At 43.5% G+C, this 24375-nt stretch carries 20 protein-coding genes and 2 pseudogenes; 12 read left to right on the top strand and 10 right to left on the bottom strand.

Annotation, left to right across the window (positions count from 1 at the left end):
- Window positions 1-46 precede the first annotated feature (46 nt).
- The 7 genes from radD (at window position 47) to L4D05_RS19720 (ending at window position 6819) form a co-directional block, all read left to right on the top strand.
- Window positions 47-1783 (top strand): DNA repair helicase RadD, encoded by a 1737-nt coding sequence (gene radD, locus L4D05_RS19750; RefSeq protein ID WP_428795033.1) that lies wholly within the window; start codon window positions 47-49, stop codon window positions 1781-1783.
- 149 nt (window positions 1784-1932) lie between these two features.
- Window positions 1933-2286: a PepSY domain-containing protein gene (locus tag L4D05_RS19745; RefSeq protein WP_428752566.1), complete on the top strand. Its 354-nt coding sequence runs from the start codon at window positions 1933-1935 to the stop codon at window positions 2284-2286.
- 35 nt (window positions 2287-2321) lie between these two features.
- Window positions 2322-2978, top strand: coding sequence for a response regulator transcription factor (locus L4D05_RS19740; protein ID WP_428752510.1), 657 nt, complete (start codon window positions 2322-2324; stop codon window positions 2976-2978).
- The gene (locus tag L4D05_RS19735) at window positions 2971-4347 is read left to right on the top strand and encodes an ATP-binding protein (protein ID WP_428795032.1); all 1377 of its coding nucleotides are present in this window, start codon (window positions 2971-2973) and stop codon (window positions 4345-4347) included. The genes L4D05_RS19740 and L4D05_RS19735 overlap by 8 nt, the downstream gene beginning before the upstream one ends.
- A gap of 167 nt (window positions 4348-4514) precedes the next feature.
- The gene (rplY, locus tag L4D05_RS19730; RefSeq protein WP_265677090.1) at window positions 4515-4793 is read left to right on the top strand and encodes a 50S ribosomal protein L25; all 279 of its coding nucleotides are present in this window, start codon (window positions 4515-4517) and stop codon (window positions 4791-4793) included.
- A 698-nt stretch (window positions 4794-5491) separates the two neighbouring features.
- Window positions 5492-5899 carry a hypothetical protein gene (locus tag L4D05_RS19725; protein WP_428795031.1) on the top strand — a complete coding sequence of 136 codons (408 nt, stop codon included), beginning with the start codon at window positions 5492-5494 and terminating at the stop codon, window positions 5897-5899.
- Window positions 5896-6819, top strand: a complete 924-nt coding sequence (locus L4D05_RS19720) for a hypothetical protein (protein WP_428795030.1) — start codon at window positions 5896-5898, stop codon at window positions 6817-6819. The genes L4D05_RS19725 and L4D05_RS19720 overlap by 4 nt, the downstream gene beginning before the upstream one ends.
- Window positions 6820-6971: 152 nt before the next feature.
- Here L4D05_RS19720 and L4D05_RS19715 read toward each other — a convergent pair.
- A pseudogene (locus L4D05_RS19715) lies at window positions 6972-7184 on the bottom strand (transposase); the annotation flags it as partial.
- A 187-nt stretch (window positions 7185-7371) separates the two neighbouring features.
- Here L4D05_RS19715 and L4D05_RS19710 point away from each other — a divergent pair.
- Complete coding sequence (locus L4D05_RS19710; protein ID WP_428795029.1) at window positions 7372-8373, top strand: DUF6792 domain-containing protein; 1002 nt, start codon at window positions 7372-7374, stop codon at window positions 8371-8373.
- Window positions 8374-8480: 107 nt separating this feature from the next.
- Here the strand turns inward: L4D05_RS19710 and L4D05_RS19705 are convergent, their stop codons facing one another.
- On the bottom strand, window positions 8481-9827 hold the full coding sequence (locus L4D05_RS19705) for an NCS2 family permease (RefSeq protein ID WP_265677085.1): 1347 nt from the start codon (window positions 9825-9827) through the stop codon (window positions 8481-8483).
- Between the two features lie 264 nt (window positions 9828-10091).
- The gene (locus tag L4D05_RS19700; RefSeq protein ID WP_428795028.1) at window positions 10092-10901 is read right to left on the bottom strand and encodes a sulfite exporter TauE/SafE family protein; all 810 of its coding nucleotides are present in this window, start codon (window positions 10899-10901) and stop codon (window positions 10092-10094) included.
- 328 nt (window positions 10902-11229) lie between these two features.
- Between L4D05_RS19700 and L4D05_RS19695 the strand changes: the two genes are divergently transcribed.
- Both L4D05_RS19695 and L4D05_RS19690 read left to right on the top strand, forming a co-directional pair.
- Complete coding sequence (locus tag L4D05_RS19695) at window positions 11230-12219, top strand: DUF1852 domain-containing protein (RefSeq protein ID WP_428795027.1); 990 nt, start codon at window positions 11230-11232, stop codon at window positions 12217-12219.
- Window positions 12220-12246: 27 nt separating this feature from the next.
- On the top strand, window positions 12247-13275 hold the full coding sequence (locus tag L4D05_RS19690; protein WP_428795026.1) for a methionine synthase: 1029 nt from the start codon (window positions 12247-12249) through the stop codon (window positions 13273-13275).
- A gap of 85 nt (window positions 13276-13360) precedes the next feature.
- Here L4D05_RS19690 and L4D05_RS19685 read toward each other — a convergent pair whose 3' ends face one another.
- From L4D05_RS19685 to L4D05_RS19655, 7 genes and pseudogenes are all read right to left on the bottom strand, one after another.
- Window positions 13361-14362, bottom strand: a complete 1002-nt coding sequence (locus tag L4D05_RS19685; protein ID WP_428795025.1) for a CobW family GTP-binding protein — start codon at window positions 14360-14362, stop codon at window positions 13361-13363.
- On the bottom strand, window positions 14352-14912 hold the full coding sequence (locus L4D05_RS19680; protein WP_428795024.1) for an LbetaH domain-containing protein: 561 nt from the start codon (window positions 14910-14912) through the stop codon (window positions 14352-14354). The genes L4D05_RS19685 and L4D05_RS19680 overlap by 11 nt, the downstream gene beginning before the upstream one ends.
- Window positions 14913-14947: 35 nt before the next feature.
- A pseudogene (locus tag L4D05_RS19675) lies at window positions 14948-15094 on the bottom strand (transcriptional repressor); the annotation flags it as partial.
- A gap of 24 nt (window positions 15095-15118) precedes the next feature.
- Window positions 15119-15817 (bottom strand): DUF1826 domain-containing protein, encoded by a 699-nt coding sequence (locus L4D05_RS19670; RefSeq protein WP_428795023.1) that lies wholly within the window; start codon window positions 15815-15817, stop codon window positions 15119-15121.
- Window positions 15814-17019: a zinc metallochaperone GTPase ZigA gene (gene zigA / locus L4D05_RS19665; protein WP_428795022.1), complete on the bottom strand. Its 1206-nt coding sequence runs from the start codon at window positions 17017-17019 to the stop codon at window positions 15814-15816. Before zigA ends, L4D05_RS19670 begins: the two co-directional genes overlap by 4 nt.
- Window positions 17020-17291: 272 nt before the next feature.
- A complete protein-coding gene (locus L4D05_RS19660) occupies window positions 17292-18635 on the bottom strand; it encodes a TldD/PmbA family protein (protein ID WP_428795060.1) in 1344 nt (447 codons plus the stop codon).
- 14 nt (window positions 18636-18649) lie between these two features.
- Window positions 18650-20035: a TldD/PmbA family protein gene (locus L4D05_RS19655; protein WP_428752525.1), complete on the bottom strand. Its 1386-nt coding sequence runs from the start codon at window positions 20033-20035 to the stop codon at window positions 18650-18652.
- A gap of 371 nt (window positions 20036-20406) precedes the next feature.
- On the opposite strand from L4D05_RS19655, the gene L4D05_RS19650 reads away from it, so the two are divergent.
- Together L4D05_RS19650 and L4D05_RS19645 are read left to right on the top strand one after the other, a co-directional pair.
- Window positions 20407-20949, top strand: a complete 543-nt coding sequence (locus L4D05_RS19650; RefSeq protein ID WP_428795021.1) for a chemotaxis protein CheW — start codon at window positions 20407-20409, stop codon at window positions 20947-20949.
- On the top strand, window positions 20942-24118 hold the full coding sequence (locus L4D05_RS19645) for a methyl-accepting chemotaxis protein (protein WP_428795020.1): 3177 nt from the start codon (window positions 20942-20944) through the stop codon (window positions 24116-24118). The genes L4D05_RS19650 and L4D05_RS19645 overlap by 8 nt, the downstream gene beginning before the upstream one ends.
- Window positions 24119-24375 lie beyond the last annotated feature (257 nt).

Below are 24375 nucleotides of genomic sequence, written 5' to 3'. Positions count from 1 at the left end.
CTATTATATGGGCTTTTCATTCAGATGTAGAGTCAAACTCACTCATATGTACACACTTCGTCCATATCAAGCCGACTCCGTAAAAGCGGTCGTGCATTATTTTCGCAAAAACGATACGCCAGCGGTCATTGTCTTACCCACAGGAGCCGGAAAAAGCCTCGTTATCGCCGATCTAGCTCGATTAGCTCGTGGGCGTGTATTGGTGCTGGCGCACGTTAAAGAGTTAGTGGAACAAAATCACGCGAAATATGAAGGCTATGGACTAACTGGCTCCATTTTTTCTGCCGGATTGGGACGAAAAGAAACCTCGGAACAAGTGGTGTTTGCTTCCGTTCAATCCGTTGTGCGAAACCTTGAACACTTCGCCAACCAATTCTCGCTATTAGTCATTGATGAATGCCACCGGGTACCTGAGGTGAAAACCTCTAGCTACCAAAAAGTCATTACGCATTTAAGTGAAATTAATCCCGGCATTAAAATTCTAGGGCTTACCGCCACCCCCTATCGACTCGGCGTGGGCTGGATTTATCAATACCATACCAAGGGCTTAGTACGTAGCGACGAACCTCGCTTCTTTAAAGATTGTATATTCGAGCTTCCTATCCAGTACTTGCTTGATGAAGGCTTTTTAACGCCCGCCAAACTCATTGACGCGCCCGTGTTAAGTTACGACTTTTCACAACTCAAGCCTACGAGCATGGGGAAATACAAAGAATCGGAACTCGACTTAGTTATCGAACAATCTAAACGCGCGACGCCACAGATTATCGAGCAAATAATTCGTTACAGTGAAGATAAGCAAGGCATCATGATCTTTGCTGCCACGGTTCGTCATGCGCAAGAAATCCTATCGCTTCTACCAGAACAATGCAGCCAGATTGTGATTGGTGATACACCAACTCCCGAGCGAGACAGCATCATCAATGACTTCAAAGAAAAACGGCTTAAGTATTTGGTGAATGTTTCCGTGTTAACAACGGGCTTCGATGCTCCCCATGTTGACCTCATTGCGATTCTAAGACCAACCGAATCTGTCGGTTTATATCAGCAAATTGTTGGTCGCGGGCTAAGACTCTCTGAAGGAAAAACCGAGTGTTTAGTTTTAGATTATGCCGGTAATACCTACGATTTATATCAGCCGGAAATTGGCAACCCTAAACCCGATAGCGACTCTGAGATCATTACCATTCCTTGCCCTGCCTGTGGGTTTAACAATAACTTTTGGGGGAAATTGGATGCTAACGGTTTCCTACTTGAGCATTTTGGCCGTAAATGCCAAGGCTACTTCACCGATGAAGAAACCAAAGAACGCGAACACTGCAACTATCGCTTTAGAGCTAAGTATTGCAATGAATGTGGCGCTGACAACGACATTGCAGCGCGAATTTGTCATGAATGCGATGCCACACTCGTTGATCCCGACAAGAAATTAAAAGAGGCGCTCAGCCTTAAAGATGCATTGGTATTTGAATGTGTCGACATGCAGTTGTCTGTTCATAAAGATGACAAAGGAAAAAACAGCCTACGAATTGCCTACATTGGCGAAAACGATGCCCAAGTGAGCGAATTCTGGTCCCTCAATACCAAAAAACAAAAAGCCTTATTTTTGGCGAAGTTTGTACGACCGCATCTCGCAGATAAACACCGCGAATTTGATGCCACATCACCAACAAAAATCGTTAATAATCAACATCGCTTTCGTCTACCGACCTTCATAATTGCACGAAAAAGTGGCCGTTTTTGGAAGTTACGCGATAAGATTTTTTCGGACGAATTGAAGTAACGGTATTCAGCTTCTATTCATATTGAAAACTCTATACTTTGCGGTAGAGTAACCATTAACCCCAATCATAGGTGAGAGTCATGCACGTTCAACGAAACCGACGATTTTCGACATCTTTATTGCCTGTATTCGCGCTTTCTTTATTTTGGATGGCTCCTATTACCACTCATGCTGCATTCCTTTCAGACTCACCCAATGGTCATGAACTCGTGCAAGACGTTGAAACAGGTGGTGCACATATCGAGTTTGATGAAGACCAAGAAGAGGTATTTGACGCCGTTCAAAGAGGCTTAATCAAACCTTTTTCTGAGCTGTTCGCAACCGTAGAAAATGACCTGAATGGCCGAGTCATTAAAGTAGAGTTAGAAGAAGACGACGATGCATGGGTTTATGAGCTAAAATTGATGCATAATCAAGATATTATCAAAGTCGAATATAACGCGACAACACTTGAGTTAATGGAAATAAAAGGCCATAACCTTCAACAAGTCATCAAAAAATAATAACAGACTATTATAAATTATAAGAGACGCTATTCATGAAAATTCTCGTAGTTGAAGACGACCCAAAGTTGGGTGAGCAAATTATAAATACGCTAGAAAGTGCGGGCTGGGTACCGGAGCTCTCACAAGATGGCATAGACGCTTTGTATCGTGCGACATCGGAAGAGTGGGATGTCATCGTTCTTGACCTTGGTCTACCAAAAATTGATGGGCTCACCGTTCTTAAGGGCATCCGAGATGAAAACATCAATACGCCTGTTGTCATTCTTAGCGCCCGAGATACATTGAGCCAGCGTGTTGAAGGCCTAAACGCCGGCGCCGATGACTATTTAACCAAGCCATTCGAAATGGTGGAGCTGATTGCCCGTATTCGAGCGCAATTGCGTCGTGCTTCTGGAAACGCCTCTCCCGTCATGCAAATTGGTGATCTTAGCCTCGACACTCGCTCGTCTAAAGTCATGTGGCAAGGCCAAGCGGTGAGCCTAACGGCATTGGAATATAAGGTCGTTGCGTATTTCATGCACAACGCAGAGAAAGTCATCTCACGAACAGAGCTTGTCGAGCACATATATAAACAAGATTTTGATCGTGACTCCAATACTGTTGAAGTTTTTATCGGTCGGATTCGTAAAAAAATATCACCGAAAATCATTAAAACGGTTAGAGGACTAGGGTATCAACTGAATGCCTAACACAGATGCATCAACGACCCGTACTTCGGCAATAAAAGCTGAGTTTAAAAAACTCAGCTTAAAAACTCGCTTACTACTGGCCGCAACATTGTGGCTATCTGCCATGACGATTGCAGCGGGTATTATGATTCCCGGCTTGGTAAGAGAATACTTGGTTCAAGATTTAGAAACTCAGTTAGGTCGTTCCATGGACGAAATAGCCGCCAACCTTGAAACCAACAAACAAGGTAATCTCGTGCTAACGGCTCGCCTCTCCGACCCACGTTTTAATCAACCCTACAGCGGGCTGTACTGGCGCATTAACACCGATTCCGACACACTGCGCTCTCGTTCACTTTGGGATAAAAACATCTCAGAAAAAGAACGCGCTCACACCACGTCATACTACGGCGCCAAAGACGAAAAGCTCGTCACCATTAAACGTACCATCTTCCTTCCCGACATTAGTGACGGCGTCACTATACTAATTGCACAAGATGAAGCGCCCATCGATAAAGCGCTGCATGCTCTCACCAACCAAGTTTGGGTGTTATTGGGTATTATGGTCGTCGGCATCCTTAGCCTTGTCGTTGCCCAAGTTAGCTGGTCTCTACGACCGCTAACTAAAATGCAAAAAGAACTTAAGATGTTAAGAAATGGCGAGCGCCAGTCGTTAGATGAACAGTACCCGAAAGAAATCGCCCCACTCGTCAACGATCTTAACGCGCTCATTTTCCACTACCAAGAACTACTTGCCAGAGCCCGTAATCATGCTGGTAATCTCTCCCACGCACTAAAAACGCCGCTTTCTATTCTTAAAAATGAGCAAGCCAATCTAAGTGAAGAAGACCGTGATAGACTCGCTCCTGCATTACTGCAAATTCAATCACAGATAGATTATCACTTAGGGCGTGCTCGCATGGCCGGCGCAATGAACATCCTCTCCGTCAAATCAAACCCCAGTGAACGCGTTGATGCCATTTCTCTGGCATTCGATAAAGTCTATGCTGAGCGTGAGATCATACTCATCAATGAACTTGATACTGAGCTATTCGTTTCTGTTGAGAAAACCGACTTAGACGAAATGCTCGGTAACTTAATAGAAAATGCTTATAAGTGGGGAAAGAGCCTGGTTCGAGTACATTCAGCCACGTTAAGCGACAACATGATTCAGATCATCATCGAAGATGACGGTATCGGCATCCCAGAAGAACAATGTCGCAGTGTGATAAAACGTGGTGTTCGCTTGGATGAAACGACACCTGGCACCGGTTTGGGGCTGAACATTGTCAGCGAGATGGCACATGGTTACCGGGGAGAATTAGTACTTTCTGCAAGCAAATTGGGTGGTTTACAAGCAACCCTTACCCTACAAGCCGTAAAGGACTAAAAAATCAGTCAATCTTGGCTTCAAACTATTGCTCAGATGACTATTGGATGTTAGTATCCGCGCTCGTTTTGAGAGTATCTTAAGATACTTCAAGGCGTTCTATGTTCTAACTAGGTCGCTAAGATTAGAACGATATTTATTAATTTTACTATTTGAGAGTAAATACTATGAAATTCGAAGCAGTAGTACGTACTGAACTAGGTAAGGGTGCGAGCCGCCGCCTACGTCACGCTGGCAAATTCCCAGCAATCATCTACGGTGGTGAAGCAGCACCGATCTCTATCGCGCTTACGCACGATGAAGTGATCAACCAAATGGACAAGCCTGAGTTCTACGAAGCAATCACTCTATTGATTGACGGCGCAGAAGTTAAGGTTAAGCCGCAAGACGTTCAACGTCACGCGTTCAAGCCAAAAGTTGAGCACATGGACTTCATCCGCATCTAATTCCCTACCAAGGAATTAGTTGGATTAAATCCAGCCTTTTGCATAAAAAGATACTCAGTCTTACCAACTAAGTAATCTAAAGAAATTCGAAACCCCGATGCTACCAACATCGGGGTTTCACCGTTTCTGGGGCTTAGAACATCGAGTTACATTTCGATTGGTCATAGCGTTTATACCGTTTATACCGTACTCACATGACCTGTTATTCACTCCGATACACCCTCCCATAATCTTGCCCTTTAAGTAACACAACACTTTGTCACTCTGGTCCAAATAGCGTCTGTTCTATTCCGGTCGTCATCCTCTTGAAAGCGAGGGTCTTCCAAAACACATGACTCGCGTTAAATAGAAATGAATTACCGATAATGCGCTTAAGAAGATTCCCTTCTTAAAAAGGAATGACGGTTACTTGTGACTGAGTTGTTGATTTAAATTGTTATGGCGCAAAATCATTTTACTTTCCACACTTATCATAGTTCTGAAGAATGTCTGAAATCGTTTTATCAAACCTACCATAAAACCCAATAGGTACTGACTTTACCATTCAACACTTCAAATTTAGGATGCTGCGTTTCAAATGTTTCGGCTTAAAGATGCCCTTATCTTATTGTATCATTCATGACTCTGTTGAGTTACCTAGATGGATTCCGGTACAGACTTTACCACATGCTAGCGCATGAAGGATCGCTGCATGTTAAGTGAGTATTGAAATGAAATATGCCCTTCTTACTAAAAGGAAGTCGGTAGTAATTTGTGAGGAAGATGAGGTAGATAGCCTGTCTAAAAAGGGCTACAAACTCAAGCGTGAAGCTGACTCATTACAAGTACTAGAGATAGCCAAAGGCGATATAGAAGCTACCTTTTCAAAGAAAAAACGTCGTCGTTACATTATGTTATTAGTACTTCTTGCAGTAGGTTACTACTTCTTCCAGCTATATGTTGGAGATAAAAGAGCTGGGCAAGTGTTTGGTGTAAAAGGTGAAGCTTCAACAAGAGACTTATGTGCAGCTCGCTCAGAATTACGGTCGATTGCCCGAAAAGGCTTCGATGCCAGAGTTGACGGTGATCTGGGAATAGAATGTGTACAGCTAGGGTTCAATCAATGATTATTCGTCTTTTTATTGTTCTAATTTTAACTTCACCAACTGTAGTAAATGCTACGTCTACACAATCCCAGCTAGACCAATTAGCACCTGAATACAGAGACTGGATTAACGATTCATGTTCAAAATCTTTGGGCCCCTCATTGTGGCGCTCGTGTGTTAACCGGAATATAGATGCAATAGCCAGTAACTTTCCGGATAAAAGATTAAAAGATACGGAACGTTCACGCCGTAATTGGATAAACGACTCTTGCTCTCGCTCTCTAGGTCCTAACTTATGGGGTTCTTGTGTCAAACGGAACTTGGAGGCATTTGATAATGACTTCCCTGAGGATCGCCTAGCATCTCTTGACTCATCCACTCAGGCGTGGGTAAATGACTCCTGCGATCGCTCTTTAGGTCCTAATTTATGGTCTTCTTGTGTTACACGAAACTTAAGGGGTATTGATCGAGTAGCACAACAGAAAGAAGAAACAGTCGAGAAAAAAGTTCATAAGACTTCCCACTCTCAGCGAGCTAGTAATGACACCGTGACTAAATGGGAAGTAAATACCAATAACGTAGCTTTTCTTTCGATTAGCCATAACATTTTCTCTGGCTCAGGAACGGCTCTGGTTGCTTGGCCTATGAATAATGGCGAAGTGACCGTTGCGTATACGACATTATCGGTGAATCCAGAAGATCTCGTATGTGATGAGTCAAGCGAGACAGTCCATCGCATTAAAGAGCAAGCGGTTAGGTTTACCACTCATCGTGTTAGCGAAACACAGTGTATGGAAACTCCTAAGTCATCTGCCGGTAGGAAGTTTGTAGCTGAAGCTTTTGTTAATGGTAGATATGTACAGTGGAACAAGGTTCAACTCTCAGCAATTGGATTTACTTCAGCAATGAATAAAGTTACTGAGGGTTATAACGCACTCTAACTATCTGGTTGGGATAAAAATCCAACGTTCTTCTTTATCGGGATATTTCCTATAACAACGAGCACCAATCTAAAAGAGATTAGTGCTCGTTTTTCAAGCCTTTAAAAAGGTGTCATATTTTTTGGTGTGTGTCCTTCTAATCATTCTAATCACATCGATTGAAATCGAGTTTGATGCTTACGAACGAGCTTGGGCTCAAAGCTCGTCTCTCGGTCTCTTGGAGCCTCGATAGGGACTTCGCCATCATCAGTAATGATAGTCTTGGCAGAATAGCCATCACGGGTGTTGGAGTTTGGTTTGTTGGCATGTTTTTCATAACCAAGGTGGTCGTCTAATTCGCCATTGAGCCTTTGGGGCAAATACATTCTAACTGTTCTGCTCCCCAGTTACGTAAACCTCAGGGTCTACAGATACAAAAAATGACAAACTATATTGTCTTCTGGTAACCGACTACTTCGATCACCACGTGATGCTCGCTTTTTTGTCTACGCTATAGTTAGTAGCCGTAATGCTACAACTCCCCCCAAAAGGCTAGGTAGAAGGACTAACAAAATGACTATATGGAAAAATTTAGCGCTCAGTGGAGCCATCGCACTCGTAGTAACTGGATGTGCAAACAACGACATAGGGCATAACGATGTAGGTTATGCATGGTGCAACGCGAGGTACCTTGATTATACCTTTTACACAGCAGAAGCTGGTTTTAATTTAGATAAAGATAAAAGATTCAGTCTTGCAAGCAAAGGTTACCTTTACGCTATCGCTGCGGACTATTCTTTACAGAAAGACCTAGCCAACAAAGATAGACATGTAAAGCTACCACCATATATGCGAGTGGTGTCCGAACTTACAGTAGATAAAGATCCGAACGGCACCGGTTTTGAAGCAACCACCATCGAAATCTATTCTGGCGACGATTTACGAGAGATCGTAATGGCATTTACCGGCTCCAATGATAGTGCAGATTGGGGCCATAACCTAAAGCTAATGAAGTCACAGTTCGGTGTTACAGAGAAGTACATTGATCGGGTGGTTGAGCACTATCGTGACGTACTAGATGACGACTCAATTAAGTTTGTGTCTGCTGGATACTCTCTTGGTGGAGGACTAAGTATGCAGGCTCTTAGGTATGAGAAACGTGTGGACGAAGGTTGGGCTTTCAACCCATCACCATGGTCGGGAATGCCATTTAGTGTAGAAGATAATCAGTACTTGCTTGCTGCTTCTGGGGAGATTCTGGCTTACACACGATGGATAAAGAAAGGTCCTCACCGATTAGGAACTCTCGATGAAAACTATTCGGACAATTACAACCTAATTAAAGCAAACCCGTTCACTACTCATAGTAGATGGATACTCACTAGACAGCTACTCATAATGGCTGATCTTGACTACTTCGAAAAAACAAATCGTACAGACTCACCAGAGCCAGGACGCACCCAATCACCAGCACTAAAGATCTTACATGAATCTCCATTACCGCGGGGTTGTATATCACCTTATCGAGAAGAATTAGAGGCGAAAGGAAGATTAGTAGTGACTATGTCAGAGTAGTTTTTCTGCACTGCTGTCTCTTTCTGGTAGGGCGGCATGTAGTGATACACAAAAAAATACCCAGTCAATTGACTGGGTATAGAAACTAAATTTACTGATAGGAGACGTTAGATAGCCCAACCACCCGCATAGAAAACAACTAACACTAGGGTAATAAGCACAATACCCAGATTCAGTTTCTTCCATTCGCCAGAGAAAAGGCGACCAACAACGAGACACAAGAACCCGAGCATAATGCCTGTTACGATGTTACCAGTTAGAACAATGAATACCGCACAAACCAAACCCGATAATGCATCAACCGAATCATCAAAATTCAGCTTACGTACGTTACCTAGCATCAGTAAACCCACATACATTAACGCTGGTGCTGTTGCGTATGCAGGCACTAAATAACTAATTGGCGCTAAGAATAATAGAAACAGGAACAGCACACCCACCACTACAGCGGTAAGACCGGTTTTACCACCAGCCGCAGTACCCGCTGCTGATTCAATGTAAACGGCGGCAGGTGCACCACCCACCGCACCAGAAACGATACTCGACACAGAATCTGAGGTTAGTGCTTTACCGCCATCAATAATATTGCCGTCTTTATCAAGTAGATTGGCTTGACCCGCTACTGCTCGAATAGTGCCAGTGGCATCAAAAATAGCGGTCATGACTAAGGCTAATACGCTCGGTAAAACGATTGGATTGAGCGCCCCCATGATGTCCATCGTCCCCATCAGAGAGCCCTCACCACCAATGCTAGGTAACGCGAAAAATCCCTGATATTGCACAGCAGGATCAAAAATCAGACCAAAGACAGAAATCGCAACTATAACAAAGAGAATGCCACCAGGAACCTGACGCTTTTCAAGTCCAAAAATAGCGGCAAGACCCAGCATGGACATGATCACTGGAAACGAAGTGAACTCACCTAACGTGACTGGTAATCCTTCTACCGGGTTTTTGATGACAAGACCTACACCGCTCGCGGCGATCAATAAAAGAAATAAACCAATACCAATACCCGTACCGTGAGCAATCCCTTCAGGAAGGTTAGTTAGAATCCACTGGCGCACGCCCGTAACGGTAATGGCGGTAAAAATAACCCCCATTAAGAATACCGCACCCAATGCAACCGGTATTGAAACGCCCTGCCCCAACACTAAGCTAAAAGCGGTAAACGCCGTTAATGAGATGGCACAACCAATGGCCATGGGTAGGTTGGCCCAAAACCCCATCAACATTGAACCAAACGCCGCCACCAAACACGTGGCGATAAAAACAGAACCTTGGTCAAAACCCGCCACACCCAGCATGCTAGGGACAACAATAACCGAATATACCATCGCCAAAAATGTCGTAAGACCTGCAACAACCTCTTGACGAACGTTACTTCCACGTTGTGAAATCAAAAAGAAATTATTGAGCCAACTACCCGTTGCAGTTGATGTAATCTCGGTCATGCCTATTCCTCGTTTCTATTGGGTCTCAGCCGTTCAATAGCGACCCAACAAAATGTTAGTAAAAATTTAAGTGGCGAGAAAATACACGTAAACGTTTGCTTGCGCAATAGGTAGAATCGAAGGTTTCATCTTTGATAGGAAAAAGCAGGATAACATGACCCAAGTGTGGCAAAAATTAACCTGCTAACGCGTTCTTTCATAAACACAACGGCGTTGTCACAGGCATATCATTCAAGCTACACCTTCACGGATATTACGGCGCACTTAACTCGCCGCCATATTCACAGCAATGACTAACAACAGCCCAGCAAAGATCTTTTTAATTGTCGATACTGGTAGGTAATGGGTTGCTTTGGCGCCTAATGGCGCAGTAAACCAAGATGTACATACGATGCCCAGTAGCGCAGGTAAATACACAAACCCTACAAATCCATCTGCTAATGCTAAGTCACGGCTACCTGTAGTGATGTACCCGATAGACCCGAATAGCGCAATAACAATTCCACATGCAGACGCACAGCCTATTGCCTTTTTCATGTCGACCGAAAAAAACGTCAACAGAGGCACCAACAACGCCCCTCCCCCTATTCCAATCATGGCAGATAGACCACCCGTGATTGTGGTAAGGAGCGTTAGCACACCTTTATTAGGTATTTTTCTTTGTTTCGTCTTATGACTTTTGCTGCTCAAAAACATCTTTATCGCGATAAGGACAACGCTTACCGCAAACACTAAGCGAACGACTTGCTCTGGCAAAAGCGTGGCTAAAAAGCCACTGATCAGCGCACCTAATGCCACTCCCACCATAACCCATGGCGCCAGCTCCCAGGGTACGTTGCCGTTTTTATGATGAGCGATCGCTGAAGAGGTAGACGTAAACAATATTGACGCCAAGGAGGTGGCAATCGCCGCGACGACAACTTGCTCAGAAGGCAAAATGTTGAAGTGAAATAAAATACTACTCAGCACTGGCACTATAATCAGCCCTCCTCCTATGCCTAACAGCCCAGCTAAAAAGCCAACACCACTTCCTAGAAGTAAGCAGTACATTACTAACAACAGCATTTCACTCATCCGTTTATCTCTTTAATTAATGTAATAATAAGTATGCAAAAATAAACCACACAAAAATGAGGTATATTTTATTTAAGAAAACATATAACCGACGAACAATACTAATTTCAAAACAAAATAGTTTCAAACAGTATTCATCATGAAAATTATTCATATTGAATGTGAAGTAAAAGCATTTTTCATCACCCGTTAATATCCGTATAAATTACTTAAGCAACAATTTCAATACAGCATCACATTAATGTCATTCCGGTCATAGCACGCTTTCATTAAAACTATCCGAGACGAAAAAACATTAATTTTAGACACTAATTTGGGACAATAAATCATGATAAGCACAGAAAATACACAGTTTGATTTTACGATTAAGAGTACTTGTCTCGATGAAAACTATCAGCCTTCTGACAACACTCGTATCACAACCAACTTTGCTAATCTAGCGAGGGGCCGTAACCGACAAGAAAACTTACGTAACGCGTTAAAGATGATTAACAACAGTTTCAATGCCTTAGCTAGCTGGGACAACCCTAGCGCGGAGCGTTACTCTATTGAACTAGAGATCATTTCGGTTGATTTAGATATTGAAGGTACGGGCCAAGCATTTCCTTCAATTGAAGTTTTAAAAACAAATATTATCGACCATAAAACGAATGAGCGCAGTGAAGGAATAGTAGGAAACAACTTCTCCTCCTATGTGCGAGATTATGACTTTAGCGTCTTACTCCTTAACCATAATAAAGATCAACCACAATTTAGTGTTCCTGATAACTTTGGTGAGTTACACGGAAAGTTATTTAAGCATTTCGTCAACTCCCCAACTTATCAAGAAAACTTTAATAAGCCACCAGTAATATGTCTGAGTGTTTCTGACAACAAGACCTATTACCGCACGGAGAATCAACATCCAGTGCTAGGGTTTGAATATGAGCCAAATGATACGTCGTTAACGGAGCAATATTTTAAAAAAATGGGATTACAGGTTCGCTATTTCATGCCATCGAACAGTGTTGCCCCTTTTGCTTTTTATTTCTTTGGTGATTTATTGAATGATTACACCAATCTTGAACTCATCAGCACAATCAGCACGATGGGCACGTTTCAAAAAATCTACCGCCCCGAGATCTATAATGCGAATGCCGCTGCGGGTAAGTGTTATCGACCAAACTTGAAAAACCTCGATCACTCACTGACTCAAATTGTTTATGACAGAGGTGAGCGGAGCCAGTTAGCGGTTGATCAAGGGAAGTTTGCGGAAGAACACTTTATTAAGCCCTATAACATTGTTCTTGAGCAATGGTCTGCTCAGTACTTTCTTTAATTAACCGAAATATAAGCAGCATTGATTATGAAAAGACTATTACCCACTTCAACCGCTGGCAGTTTGCCTAAACCGTCTTGGCTCGCTCAGCCAGAAACACTTTGGTCACCGTGGAAGTTACAAGGCCACGAATTAACCGACGGAAAACACGACGCCTTACGCGTGTCCTTACAAGAGCAGCAACAGGCTGGGATTGATATCGTCAGTGATGGCGAACAAACACGTCAACACTTCGTCACGACATTTATCGAGCACCTCAATGGTGTTGACTTTGAAAAGCGTAAAACCGTTAAAATTCGTGATCGCTATGAAGCCAGCGTCCCTACGGTCGTTAGTGAAGTTTCTCGCCAAAAGCCTGTATTTGTCGACGACGCTAAACTATTACGTCAACAAACCAAGCAACCGATAAAATGGGCGCTGCCAGGTCCAATGACCATGATAGACACGCTATTTGATGACCATTATAAAAGCCGTGAAAAGCTTGCATGGGAATTTGCTAAAATTCTTAATCAAGAAGCCAAAGAACTAGAAGCCGCCGGTGTCGATATTATTCAATTTGATGAGCCAGCCTTTAATGTTTTTTTTGACGAGGTCAATGATTGGGGTATTGCGACTCTAGAGCGAGCTATTGAAGGGCTGAAATGTGAGACCGCAGTGCACATTTGTTATGGCTATGGCATCAAAGCCAATACCGATTGGAAAAAGACATTAGGTTCTGAGTGGCGACAATATGAAGCCGTGTTTCCTAAGCTACAGCAGTCAAACATCGATATTATCTCGCTAGAGTGTCATAACTCTCATGTCCCAATGGAGCTACTTGAACTGATTCGAGGTAAAAAGGTCATGGTCGGTGCCATTGATGTCGCTACTGAGTCAATTGAAACGCCAGAAGAAGTCGCAGATACTTTACGGCACGCGCTTAAGTTTGTGGATGCTGAAAACCTCTACCCTTGCACTAACTGTGGTATGGCACCATTATCTCGCTCTATTGCAACAGCCAAACTCAAAGCACTAAAAGCGGGCGCAGATATTGTCCGAAACGAACTCTTGAGTTAGCTCTCATAACTGACAAGCTAACTTCAGTCCAGCATGTCACCAGCTAGCGTTATGAAGCCGCTGATGACATGCTTCATTGATAACATTAATTTACTACACATTGAATTAACTGAGTTTCTAGCGCTGAATCCACGTAGTCAGAAATAACCTCTATTCGGCTCTCAGTACTTTCATTTAATTCCACTTCGGTGAGTCCATCTACAGTCATGTTATAACCAAAGATGCCGTCTTTCGTAATAAATACCGCTTTCATTCTTTCGACATCCAGCCCAATCAAAAGGTGAATTAATCGCTTACGGTCAAAGTGTTTGTTGGGTGAAAATCTCCAGCCAACACTTTCAAACCCCTCCCCTTGGTTGGTCGCTTTAATAAGGCCACTTTCAGGCATCGGTAATTCAGAGGCAAGTGGTTTACTGTGCCCGTGGTGGTGATCATGTGGTGGGTGCTCATGAATGCTGGTATCGCCCTCAAAGTCTGCAAATGGAATAGCGCCATGTTGCGTAAATATCACCTTTGTCATCGGGCGACCGACGTCTGCAACGTACGCTTGCAGTTTTTCCGCGTCGCCTGGTTGATAGAGATCGATTTTATTACCAACGACCGTATCGGCAATGGCAATCTGCTGATTGAACGTTTCATTACTGGTATAGCGGCTATCGGATAATTTACGGGCATCCACTAAAGTAATGTTTTTTTGCAATGATAGGATCTTTCGATAGTGTTCTGTCGAGAGAACTTGTAACACTTCTTTAGGGTGCCCAAGTCCCGTAGGTTCGATTAATAATCGGTCAGGTCGAGCTTCTGACAGTAATTGACTCAGTGCAATTTGCATCGGTAAGCCTGCCGTGCAGCACATGCACCCACCGGGAACTTCACGAATAAATACGCGCTGCTCTGCGTTTTTCTGGCCCTGCAGTAAACTGCCATCAACACCGATTTCACCGAACTCATTAACCAAAATCGCCCAGCGTTCATCCTTTGGTTTGTGTTCCATTAATTCTACAATGGCCGATGTTTTACCTACACCCAGAAAACCAGTAATGATATTGGTTGGAACCGCTGAAATAGCTTGTTTATCAGAGCTCATTGGCGATTCTCCTATAGCCTTGCACTAGGGTATGGTTCGCGGAAACCACAGACTCAGAAAAGGCGGAATACTCAGGTGGTACTTTAGAAATGCTGTTTAAATCGAAGCCTGTACCAATATTGGTCATAGGGGGGACATGAAAACGCGCTGGCAGGTCTAACCCGTCCACCACACAGTTATGACGAATCACGCAGCCACTACCAATGACCGCATTAAACACCACGGAATTAAAACCAATAAACACATCATCACGAACTTCACAGGGTCCATGGATAATAGAACGATGCGCAATGGATGAGCGTTCACCAATGGTGACCGCCGCCCCTGATTTTGAGTGAATCACCACGCCATCTTGAATATTGGTATCTCGTTTTATCACAATCGCGTCCATTTCCCCTTGCTCGTTAACCTCATCAGCGCGAATAACGGCATAAGGTCCAATGAAAACGTTCGATTCGATGATCACTTTTCCGCAAATAATCGCGGTCGGATCGATAAAAGCTGATTCTGACACCTCGGGTAAGTGTCCGGTTGGATTTCTTCTTATCATAGTCATTTTTCGTAATTTGAGGATAAGTGAAAAGCATGCTGGTGATCACAAAGGATATGAGAGCAAACGATGTATTTATTGGACACGTTTAGTTTATGAGTTAAATGTTCACTCTCTAGAAAATCCAAAATACGATAAACCGACATCGCCTGAATGCTCTGATCTAAATACTCTTTACAATGATGCCTTCAATCTCTCGCATTTCGCTACCTCAAGTCTAACGTTAGTAACAATCGACGTTGACCTGGTGTCGCTTCTGGCGATCGATGTACCAGCCCTGTATCTTCATTGCCTTCCCAACCGCTTCCTTTGAGTAAGGCAACGTCACCGCGTTCTATCTGGTTGATAGCATTGGTATTTTGATACAAACCTGATTGGTGATCGGGTAAACCAACACTGCCCGCCCCTAATTTGCTGCGATCAACGTCCTCGTTACGTAACCACTGGGTTGCCGCACCCGCATAGGTTGTGACTAAGCGGCATGGTAAATGATCTACATGAAATTTTGGACACATTGGGCTATCAAGTGTGGTGAGTCGCAGCCCTGCTTCGTTTACGTCGAACAGACAACAAAACATATCAACAATTAACGCAATATCCTGACTCAGTTCATCTGCGCATGAATGGTCAGACAATTTGTTTCGAAGCCAAGCAGCGGTAGTATCTGGTGTCACCGTTTGCACCACAGATAACGCAACGCCATTTTTAAGCATTTCATCAATAGATTGAGTTAACGTTGCCGGTAATGAACGTTGCCATACCGCGAGATTATGGTCTTGTTTATAAATATCGGAAAGAACGGTTGGCTGTGTCGCTTTGGCTAGTAAAGACGTTGCACTAACGATATTGGCTGGCTCTAAAGTATTTATCTCTGTAGCACTTATGTTCAAGCGGCTTATACTCATGCTTCTGCCTCCCAGCGAGGAAACGGGTCCGATAGCATCAACCAATAGGATTCTCCGGCAGACATTTCTTGGTCATTTAATAAGCATTCATCAAGAGCTTGCGTCATTGCGACTTGATCAAGACCCTGACCAATAAACACTAATTCCTGTCGCATATCACCAAAGGGTTCTACCCAACTTTGTTGAATGTCTTTAAGAATTTCGGGATCTGTGGGCCATTGATTTGTCGGCGTAGCTTTCCAAAACAACCCAGCAAAACCATGGTTGCCAATGCCTCCAGCTTGGCTCCACTGCCCGGCGAACTCTGGGCGGGAAGCTAACCAAAAGTATCCCTTTGAGCGGATTAACTTGCCAAATCGTTCTGTATCATGAAGAAAATCATGAAATTTTTCTGGATGAAATGGACGGCGAGCTCGGAAACTAAAACTACCAATACCGTACTCTTCCGTTTCAGGTATATGCTCACCCCTTAGCTCTTTTAGCCAACCCGGTGCAGATTGTGCCTGCTCAAAATCAAACCGACCAGTATTCAATACCTCGCCAATATCTACCTTGCCATTACAAATTGGAATGATACGGGCTCTGGTATTCAACATAGTTAGGATAGCAGTGAGTCTTGCGACATCGTCCTGAGAAACAAGATCTACTTTACTGATTAAAAGTACGTCAGCAAATTCAACCTGTTCAATAAGTAAATCCGTGACACTGCGTTCATCGTCTTCTCCCAGGTGCTGCTCGGTCTCTTGTAGATCCTGCGCCGCTTCATAGTCATGTAAGAAGTTAACCGCATCCACAACCGTTACCATGGTATCTAATGTCGCGATATCAGAGAGAGACTCTCCTTCGCCATCTGTAAAGGTAAAGGTTTCAGCAACAGGAAGCGGCTCTGCAATCCCAGTAGATTCAATAACAAGATTGTCAAAGCGTCCCTCTTTTGCAAGGCGACTCACCTCAAGCAGCAAATCTTCGCGCAAAGTGCAACAGATGCATCCGTTGCTCATTTCCACCAGTTTCTCTTGTTGGTAATCCAGTGAAACTTCATTCCTAACCGTTGCAGAGTCAATATTGATTTCACTCATATCATTAACAATCACGGCGACTCGCTTTCCTTGACGATTATTAAGGATATGACTAAGAACCGTTGTTTTACCTGCCCCAAGAAAGCCAGACAGCACGGTGACAGAGATTTTTTCCTGATTCATATTTCTCTCATAATCAAACAGATGGCAAAACTCGACTAACAGCCAAGCGCGCAAACATCAACCAAACTAAGTGTTATGTTATAACATAACACTTAGTTTGCCAATTTAGATTTTTGAAGAGAGTTATGGCGAGAACGTGAAAAGCTGAAGACGCATTCAAAATAGAAACTGGTGGGATAAAGGCGAGTCAACTGGCAAACCACACCAATCACGACAATAAAAAAGGGACTCCATCGAGCCCCTGTAGGTAACTAACATCGCGCAATAACTCGCTATTTACCGCCAATACTCAAGCGAGCAAAGCGAATGTCTGGCGCAAAGAAGGTACGGCTATCGTTGATAAGCTGAATCTCCCCCACCGCCTCGACTTCTTGCAGCATTTTGTAGAAGTTACCAGCAACTGTAATTCCCCGTACTGGCTGGATCCGTTTGCCGTCTCTGCATAAGAAGCCACTCGCGCCAAATGAGAAATCACCACTGACCGCATCCGCCCCCGAATGCACCCCTTGTAATTCAACAAGCTCCAAATATTCGCCAGCTTTTACCTCTGAGACGCTGCTGTTACCTGATGCTATAAGTTTATGATTAGCGGATACATCTAAGCTCGACTTCGCCCCACGAGACGCACTTGCCGTTGACGTTGCGCCTAAGTAACTCGCGGTTTGGCTGTTATGCAGTAACGTATTCAGCCTACCAGCAGCGATAAGGACGTTATCTTGACTGGCAAACCCTTCGCTATCAAAAGCTGAAATGGCCATGCCATTTGGCATATACGCGGCGTCAGTCAAGGTAATCAACTCACTCGCCACAGGTTGTCCAAGCTTGCCTGCCAATGGCGTAATACCTTTCATTGCGCTGACACCGGAAAACGCACTACCAAAGGCACCAAATAGGCTACTTAACGCGTTAATGTGAAAAATTGCGGAGTAATTGCCCGTAGCAACCGGAGCGCCTTCAAGTAAATCCCGAGCAAGGTTATAGCCCTCGTCAATGCAGAATGCCGCGTCTAACTCGTCAAAACGACGACCTACCGACACCTTACCTGCCATGGATTGCTTACCCTCTTTTTCAAACAGCGTATACGCATAACAGCTAAATGAACGTTCAAAGTGCTGGCACATTGTCCCTTGGGTATTGGCAATGATCAGTTGGGCTTCACCGTCACTGTAGCCGTTGTAAGGTGAACTGGTCGCATAAGGGCGCGTAACGACACCTTGCTCTAGCGCTAAGGACAGCGCGATTTTTTCATCTACTGACGTGGTGTCTTGTTGAGCAATTTCCGCGATATCCGTTGTAATTACGCTCTCTACGCAGCGAATGCTTTGATGCTCATCTTGTTTAGAGAAACGCGCACTTTGTAAAGCATTCGTTAGCATTAAGTCTAGGCTTGGCTGCTCTAGTGATTCAGAGTAACTGGTTGCTACGCGAGCGTCTTTTACCACTCGAACCCCCAATACTTGGCTAGAGCTCACTTTATACTCATCTAGCTGACCTTGGTTCGCTTTAAGAGAAAAGCTGCTATTGCGATTAACAATTACATCGGCCTCTGCGCCTTGTCGTTTCGCTTCCGACAGCACGTAATCAATCGAGTTAACAAGTGTTTGTTGCTGGCTCATCCGTTCTTGACTCATTAGTTACCGCCTCCTACCAAGATATTATCTACTTTCAGCGAAGGCTGACCGACCGTTGTTGGCACCGCGCCACTCACAGAACCACACATACCTGGGGCAAGTGCCATGTCTTTGCCGACCATACTAATTTCTTGCAGTACTTTTGGTCCGGTACTAATCAGTGTTGCCGTTTTTAGAGGCTTGGTAATTTTACCGTTTTCGATCAAATAGGCTTCGCGAACAGCAAAGTTAAATTCGCCGGTTCCCGGTTGAACAGAGCCGCCACCCATTTTTTTCGCGTAAATACCGCGCTCTATTCCTGCCAGCATGTCGTCTAGCGAATGTTTGCCTTCTTCAATGAAGGTATTACGCATCCTTGATGTGGGTGCGAACTTATAGTTTTGTCGACGTCCCGAACCTGTGGGCTCATAGCCCGTCTTCATTCCGCCCATTCTATCAACCATAAAACTGGTTAGCTGACCATCTTTAATAAGTTGGGTACGCTGCGTTGGCATGCCTTCATCGTCAACATGAATGGATCCCCACTCGTTGGTCATCGTGCCATCATCGACAGCATTAACCGCAGTGTTAGCAATCATTTCACCCATCTTGTCATGAAATACCGACGCCTTTTTCGCAACCGATGTGGTTTCAAGCAAGTGACCGCATGCTTCATGGAAGATAACGCCGCCAAAGCCATTGCCAATCACCACTGGCATTTCGCCTGATGGACACGCATCCGCCCCTAATTTCACCAGAGCTTGCTGAGCGATGACTTGACCAAGCTCACTGGCATCCACTTGCTCGCTAAACTCCCAGCCCGCTAACGCACCTGGGCCTTCCGAACCAGTAGATTGTTCAGTGCCTCTCTGTGCAACAGTATTGCCCGAAACTCGAATATAATGACGAGTATCATCCACATGCAGACCGTCAGAATTAAAGATAGAAACCTGTTGTTCACGCTGCAGCACGCTGCCAATAAATTGGCTGATGTACTCACTTTCAGAACGTGTCGCTTGATCGACTTTAAGGAGAAATTCAATTTTTGAGTCTAAATTCGCGTCTTTCCCCAAAGGCAGGCGACAAGGATGTTGAAGTGGATACCGATTTAGGTTCAAGGCGCCCGCAGAGGCGATTTGATCGCGTTTATCTTTTGCAGCAAGCAGCGAGGTAACGCGTTTTAGCTCTGCTTCATCCGTGCTATTGGTGTAACCGTAAAGCACTTTGTGACCGAAAAAAAGGCGGACCCCGATACCAAAATCGATCCCTGAATTGACTTTATCTACTTCGCTCGACGCGATCTGGACCGTGTTAGTTTGATGATGTTCAACGAATAACTCGGCGAAATCAGCCCCCAAAAAGAGTGCATGATCGATCACCGCCTTCGCTGTTACAGAATTTAGCATTTAATCTCCTTGCTCGTTGAGCGCTGTCGTCTTCCTTAACATTAAACGCTTGAGGGTAAGCACTTAACATTAAGGAAGACTATGGCACAACTCTATAGAAATATTGGTTCAATTGAATGAATTAAAAGCCTATCGAAACAACTAGGACTCTATCATTTTTCATTGCAAAGTGCCCTCACCATATCAAACGTTAACCTATGGAAATATTTGAAAGCCAAGCATTCCTTACCATACTGCTTGCTAACAGACTCTACTCACGTTTTTATCAGTATTCATTAATACCTAAGTTTACAACTATAAAAATACGGATTTTGTCGACATCATTTGCCATTGATTACTACCTATAAAGGACAGTAAACACGGAACTTATCATGACATCGAGTATCAAGAACAGTTCAGACAACAGTATAAAAACGGTAACCAAAGAGTACCTAACTTTCTGGCTAGGCGAAGAATACTACGGCATTGATATCCTAACGGTGCAAGAGATCAGAACCTATGGTCAAGTCACCGCCATCGCGAATATGCCTACTTATATTAAGGGCATAATGAATTTGCGTGGTGTGGTTATACCCATTGTAGATATGCGTATTAAGTTCAATTTGTCTGATATTACATACCATGACATGACCGTTGTTATTATCTTAAATATTGATGAACGCATTGTCGGTATCGTCGTGGACAGTGTCGCTGACGTGCTATTACTCGACACCGTCGATGTTCAACCCCCACCAGATTTTGCCAGCGCTTTAGACACAAAATACATTAAGGGTCTTACCTCTCAAAATGAATTAATGCTCATATTGATTCATATAGAGAAACTCATGACTAGCCAAGATATGGCGCTATTTAGTCAAATTGAAAGTGACGTTTCACAAGATCATGACATTCAGAAAGGCCATGCTCATGAATAATCAAGATAGAGAATACCTCGTTCAAGAAAATGAAATACTCGTATCGACCACAGACATGTCGGGAAAAATTACCTTTGCTGACGATAATTTTATTCGGGTCAGTGAATACCCACTAGATGAATTACTGGGAAGCCCACATAATATCGTCCGTCACCCAGATATGCCAAAAGAGTTATTCGAAGACTTTTGGCGAGAAATCAGTTCGGGTAACTGTTGGTCAGGTATTATTAAGAACCGACAAAAGAACGGCGGATATTATTGGGTACAATCCGATGTCACTCCCCTATACAAAGATGGCGTTCAACTCGGCTTTATGTCTGTACGCTCTATGCCCAACAAAGCCTGTGTTGAAAAAATAAAAGCACAATATTCACAATTCAAAGAGGGAGAGCAAGGTAATCTCGTCATAAGACGCGGAAAAGTAGTCAAAAAACAAAAAGATCACCCACTTAAAGCGCTTTCTATCAAACAGCGTCTATTTGGACTCGTATTGGTTGCAACTGTGTCTCTGTTCACCGTGCTCGGTATTGGTATCCATAGTTCATATACTGAAAAGGAAGCCGTCGAGCACCTTTACAACAACCATGTTGAATCGTATAGCCGTTTGCTTGCCATCGATAAATTGTGGGCAGAAAACCGACTAATGCTGCAACCCCTACTCGTGGCTGACAACTTCGAACAAAACCTTAACGTCAGTCAAAAACTTAAAGAAAACGCTTTAACGCTTGAGCAACTCACCGCGTTACTTATTGAGAAATTTGATTTAGAGCATATGTCTAAAATTGATAAGTACCAACTTATTGCTAAACAAAGTGAGCAGTTGGCAAAGACATCATTATTAGACATTTCTTCAACTTTATCTTCTAGTGACGAAAGTACCCGCAATAATTCCAATTTCCGTGCGCTCATCTCGGCGTCTATATCAGAAATTGCGACTTACGAACAATCTATTGCTGGTCTCATTCAAGAAAATCGACAACAATCCAAAGAAATTTATGATCAAAGTAAACATGTATTTTGGTTTGAAGTGGCGCTCTCATCGGTTATCACGCTATTTTTCATTTGCGCATATCTAATCTTCGCCTTTATCTTCAACCGCGATATAAATTCTCGATTGAGTAACATCCGACGTTACTTTACACGTCTTGTTAAACAGGACTACTTATTTGAAATTAACGTTGAAAAAAATGACGAAATAGGACAAGTCTTACAATCACTAAAAATCATGAAAGTACAGCTCGCCTATAATATGGAAAGCGTTCGTCAAAAAGCAATAGCGGCAACGCGTATCAAAATCGCGCTTGATCACGTAAGCACTAATATGATGATTGTAGACAACAACAACACCATTATTTACGTTAATCCATCAATCATCGATATGTTCAAACAAGCCGAAGAAGCATTAACCGCTTACTCACCCGATTTCGACGCAAATGAACTATTAGGCGTTAACATCAACGACCTTAAATTAGTGACTATCAATCAGCAAATTGCTGAGGTAGATCAAACTCAAGAGATCGATATTAATGGTCGGATATTTAGTATCGTCAGTAACCCTGTTATCGATGAAACAGGAAAGAAAATTGGCTATGTTACTGAGTGGGCGGATCGAACAACCGAAATAGGCAGCGTTCGTCAAAAAGCCAAAGAGGCAATGCGTATCAAGATTGCTCTTGATAACGTAAGCACTAACATGATGATTGTAGACAGCGATAACACCATCATCTATGTTAACCCATCGATCATCGATATGTTCCAACAAGCCGAAAAAGAACTCACAGCCTACTCACCTAATTTTGATGCAAACGATCTATTAGGCGTTGATATCAACGAACTTAACCTAGTGATAATCAACCAGCAAAATGACCTTAATTCCCCGCAAACTGCTGAGGTTGTTCAAACTCAAGAGATCGATATTAATGGCCGAATATTTAAAATAGTTAGTAACCCAGTTATCGATGAAACAGGGAAGCAAATTGGCTATGTTACTGAATGGGTAGATCGAACAGCCGAAATAGGCGTTGAAAAAGAGATTGAGCATGTCATTCAGTCGGCAGTTGAAGGTGACTTTTCTCAACGCATGACCTTGGACGGAAAAAATGCCTTTTTCACGATGCTTTGCAGCAATATGAACCGCCTATTAGATACCAGTGAAGTTAGCTTAACCGATATCGTTACTGTCCTCTCTTCTTTAGCAAAAGGCGATCTTACTTCGCAAATTACCGCCGATTATTCAGGCGCATTTGGCGAGCTAAAAACAAGTTCCAATTTAACGGTCACTAAGCTGAAAGAAATGATTTTGCATATCAAAATTTCAGCCGACACCATCAATACCGCCACTAAAGAAATCGCGATTGGAAATATAGATTTAGCCCAAAGAACAGAAAAACAAGCACGGAGCCTTGAGGTCACCTCATCCAGTATGGAAGAGCTTACCATCACTGTTAAACAAAATTCTGAACACTCCAAACAAGCGAATCGCCTAGCGAAAGAAACATCGTTGAATGCTCTCAAAGGTGGAGAAGTCGTGAAGCAAGTGGTCGAGAACATGGCTGACATTCATACCAGCTCACAAGAAGTTATGAACATTATTTCGGTGATCGACAGTATTGCCTTCCAGACGAATATTCTAGCTCTAAATGCCGCAGTCGAAGCCGCACGTGCAGGTGAACAAGGGCGAGGTTTTGCTGTTGTCGCAACCGAAGTTCGTAACTTAGCCCAGCGATCAGCTGCCGCGGCAAAAGAAGTGGAAAGTCTGATCAAATCCTCTGTGCGCAAAATTGAAACAGGTTCAAAACTGGCCAGCCAAGCAGGTGATTCAATATCCGGCGTGGTCATGTCAATTCAAGAAGTCGCACAATTAATCGAAGAAATCACTCAAGCCTCTGTTGAACAGAGTGTAGGAATTGATCAAGTGACCCGAGCTATTTTGGATGTCGATGATGTCACCCAACAAAATTCAGCCTTAGTTGAAGAAGGTTCTGCAGCCGCTAGCTCACTAGAAGATCAAGTCGCGAATCTTGCGATTTACATTGCCACATTTGATACTGGTGAACAACAACTCTCCACCCATAACGGAGCAAATTTATCACATCTTAGCGAGAAAAATACGTACGCAACGATAAGCGGACACAACCATCATAATGACAACGATTGGTCAGAGTTTTGATGGTAATCATCACTTGATCTGATGGTGCGAAAGCGAACTTGTGCGTGTTACAAAAGAGCATATACATCCGTTCTTTATCGTCCATGTACACGACACAACGGATATAAAATTAAACCTGAGATCAAAACATGGGTTCAGCTAGATGAACCAAAAGTCTGTAAGGATGCCAAGACTCATCATTTTCGCTGTAGGTTGCCCTTACCATATCAACCTGCAATCTTCGGAAATATTTGAAAACCAACCATTCCTTACCATAC

This window comes from Vibrio nomapromontoriensis, from assembly GCF_050337205.1.
GTDB lineage: Bacteria > Pseudomonadota > Gammaproteobacteria > Enterobacterales > Vibrionaceae > Vibrio > Vibrio nomapromontoriensis.
This window is presented reverse-complemented; position numbering and strand designations above follow the sequence as displayed.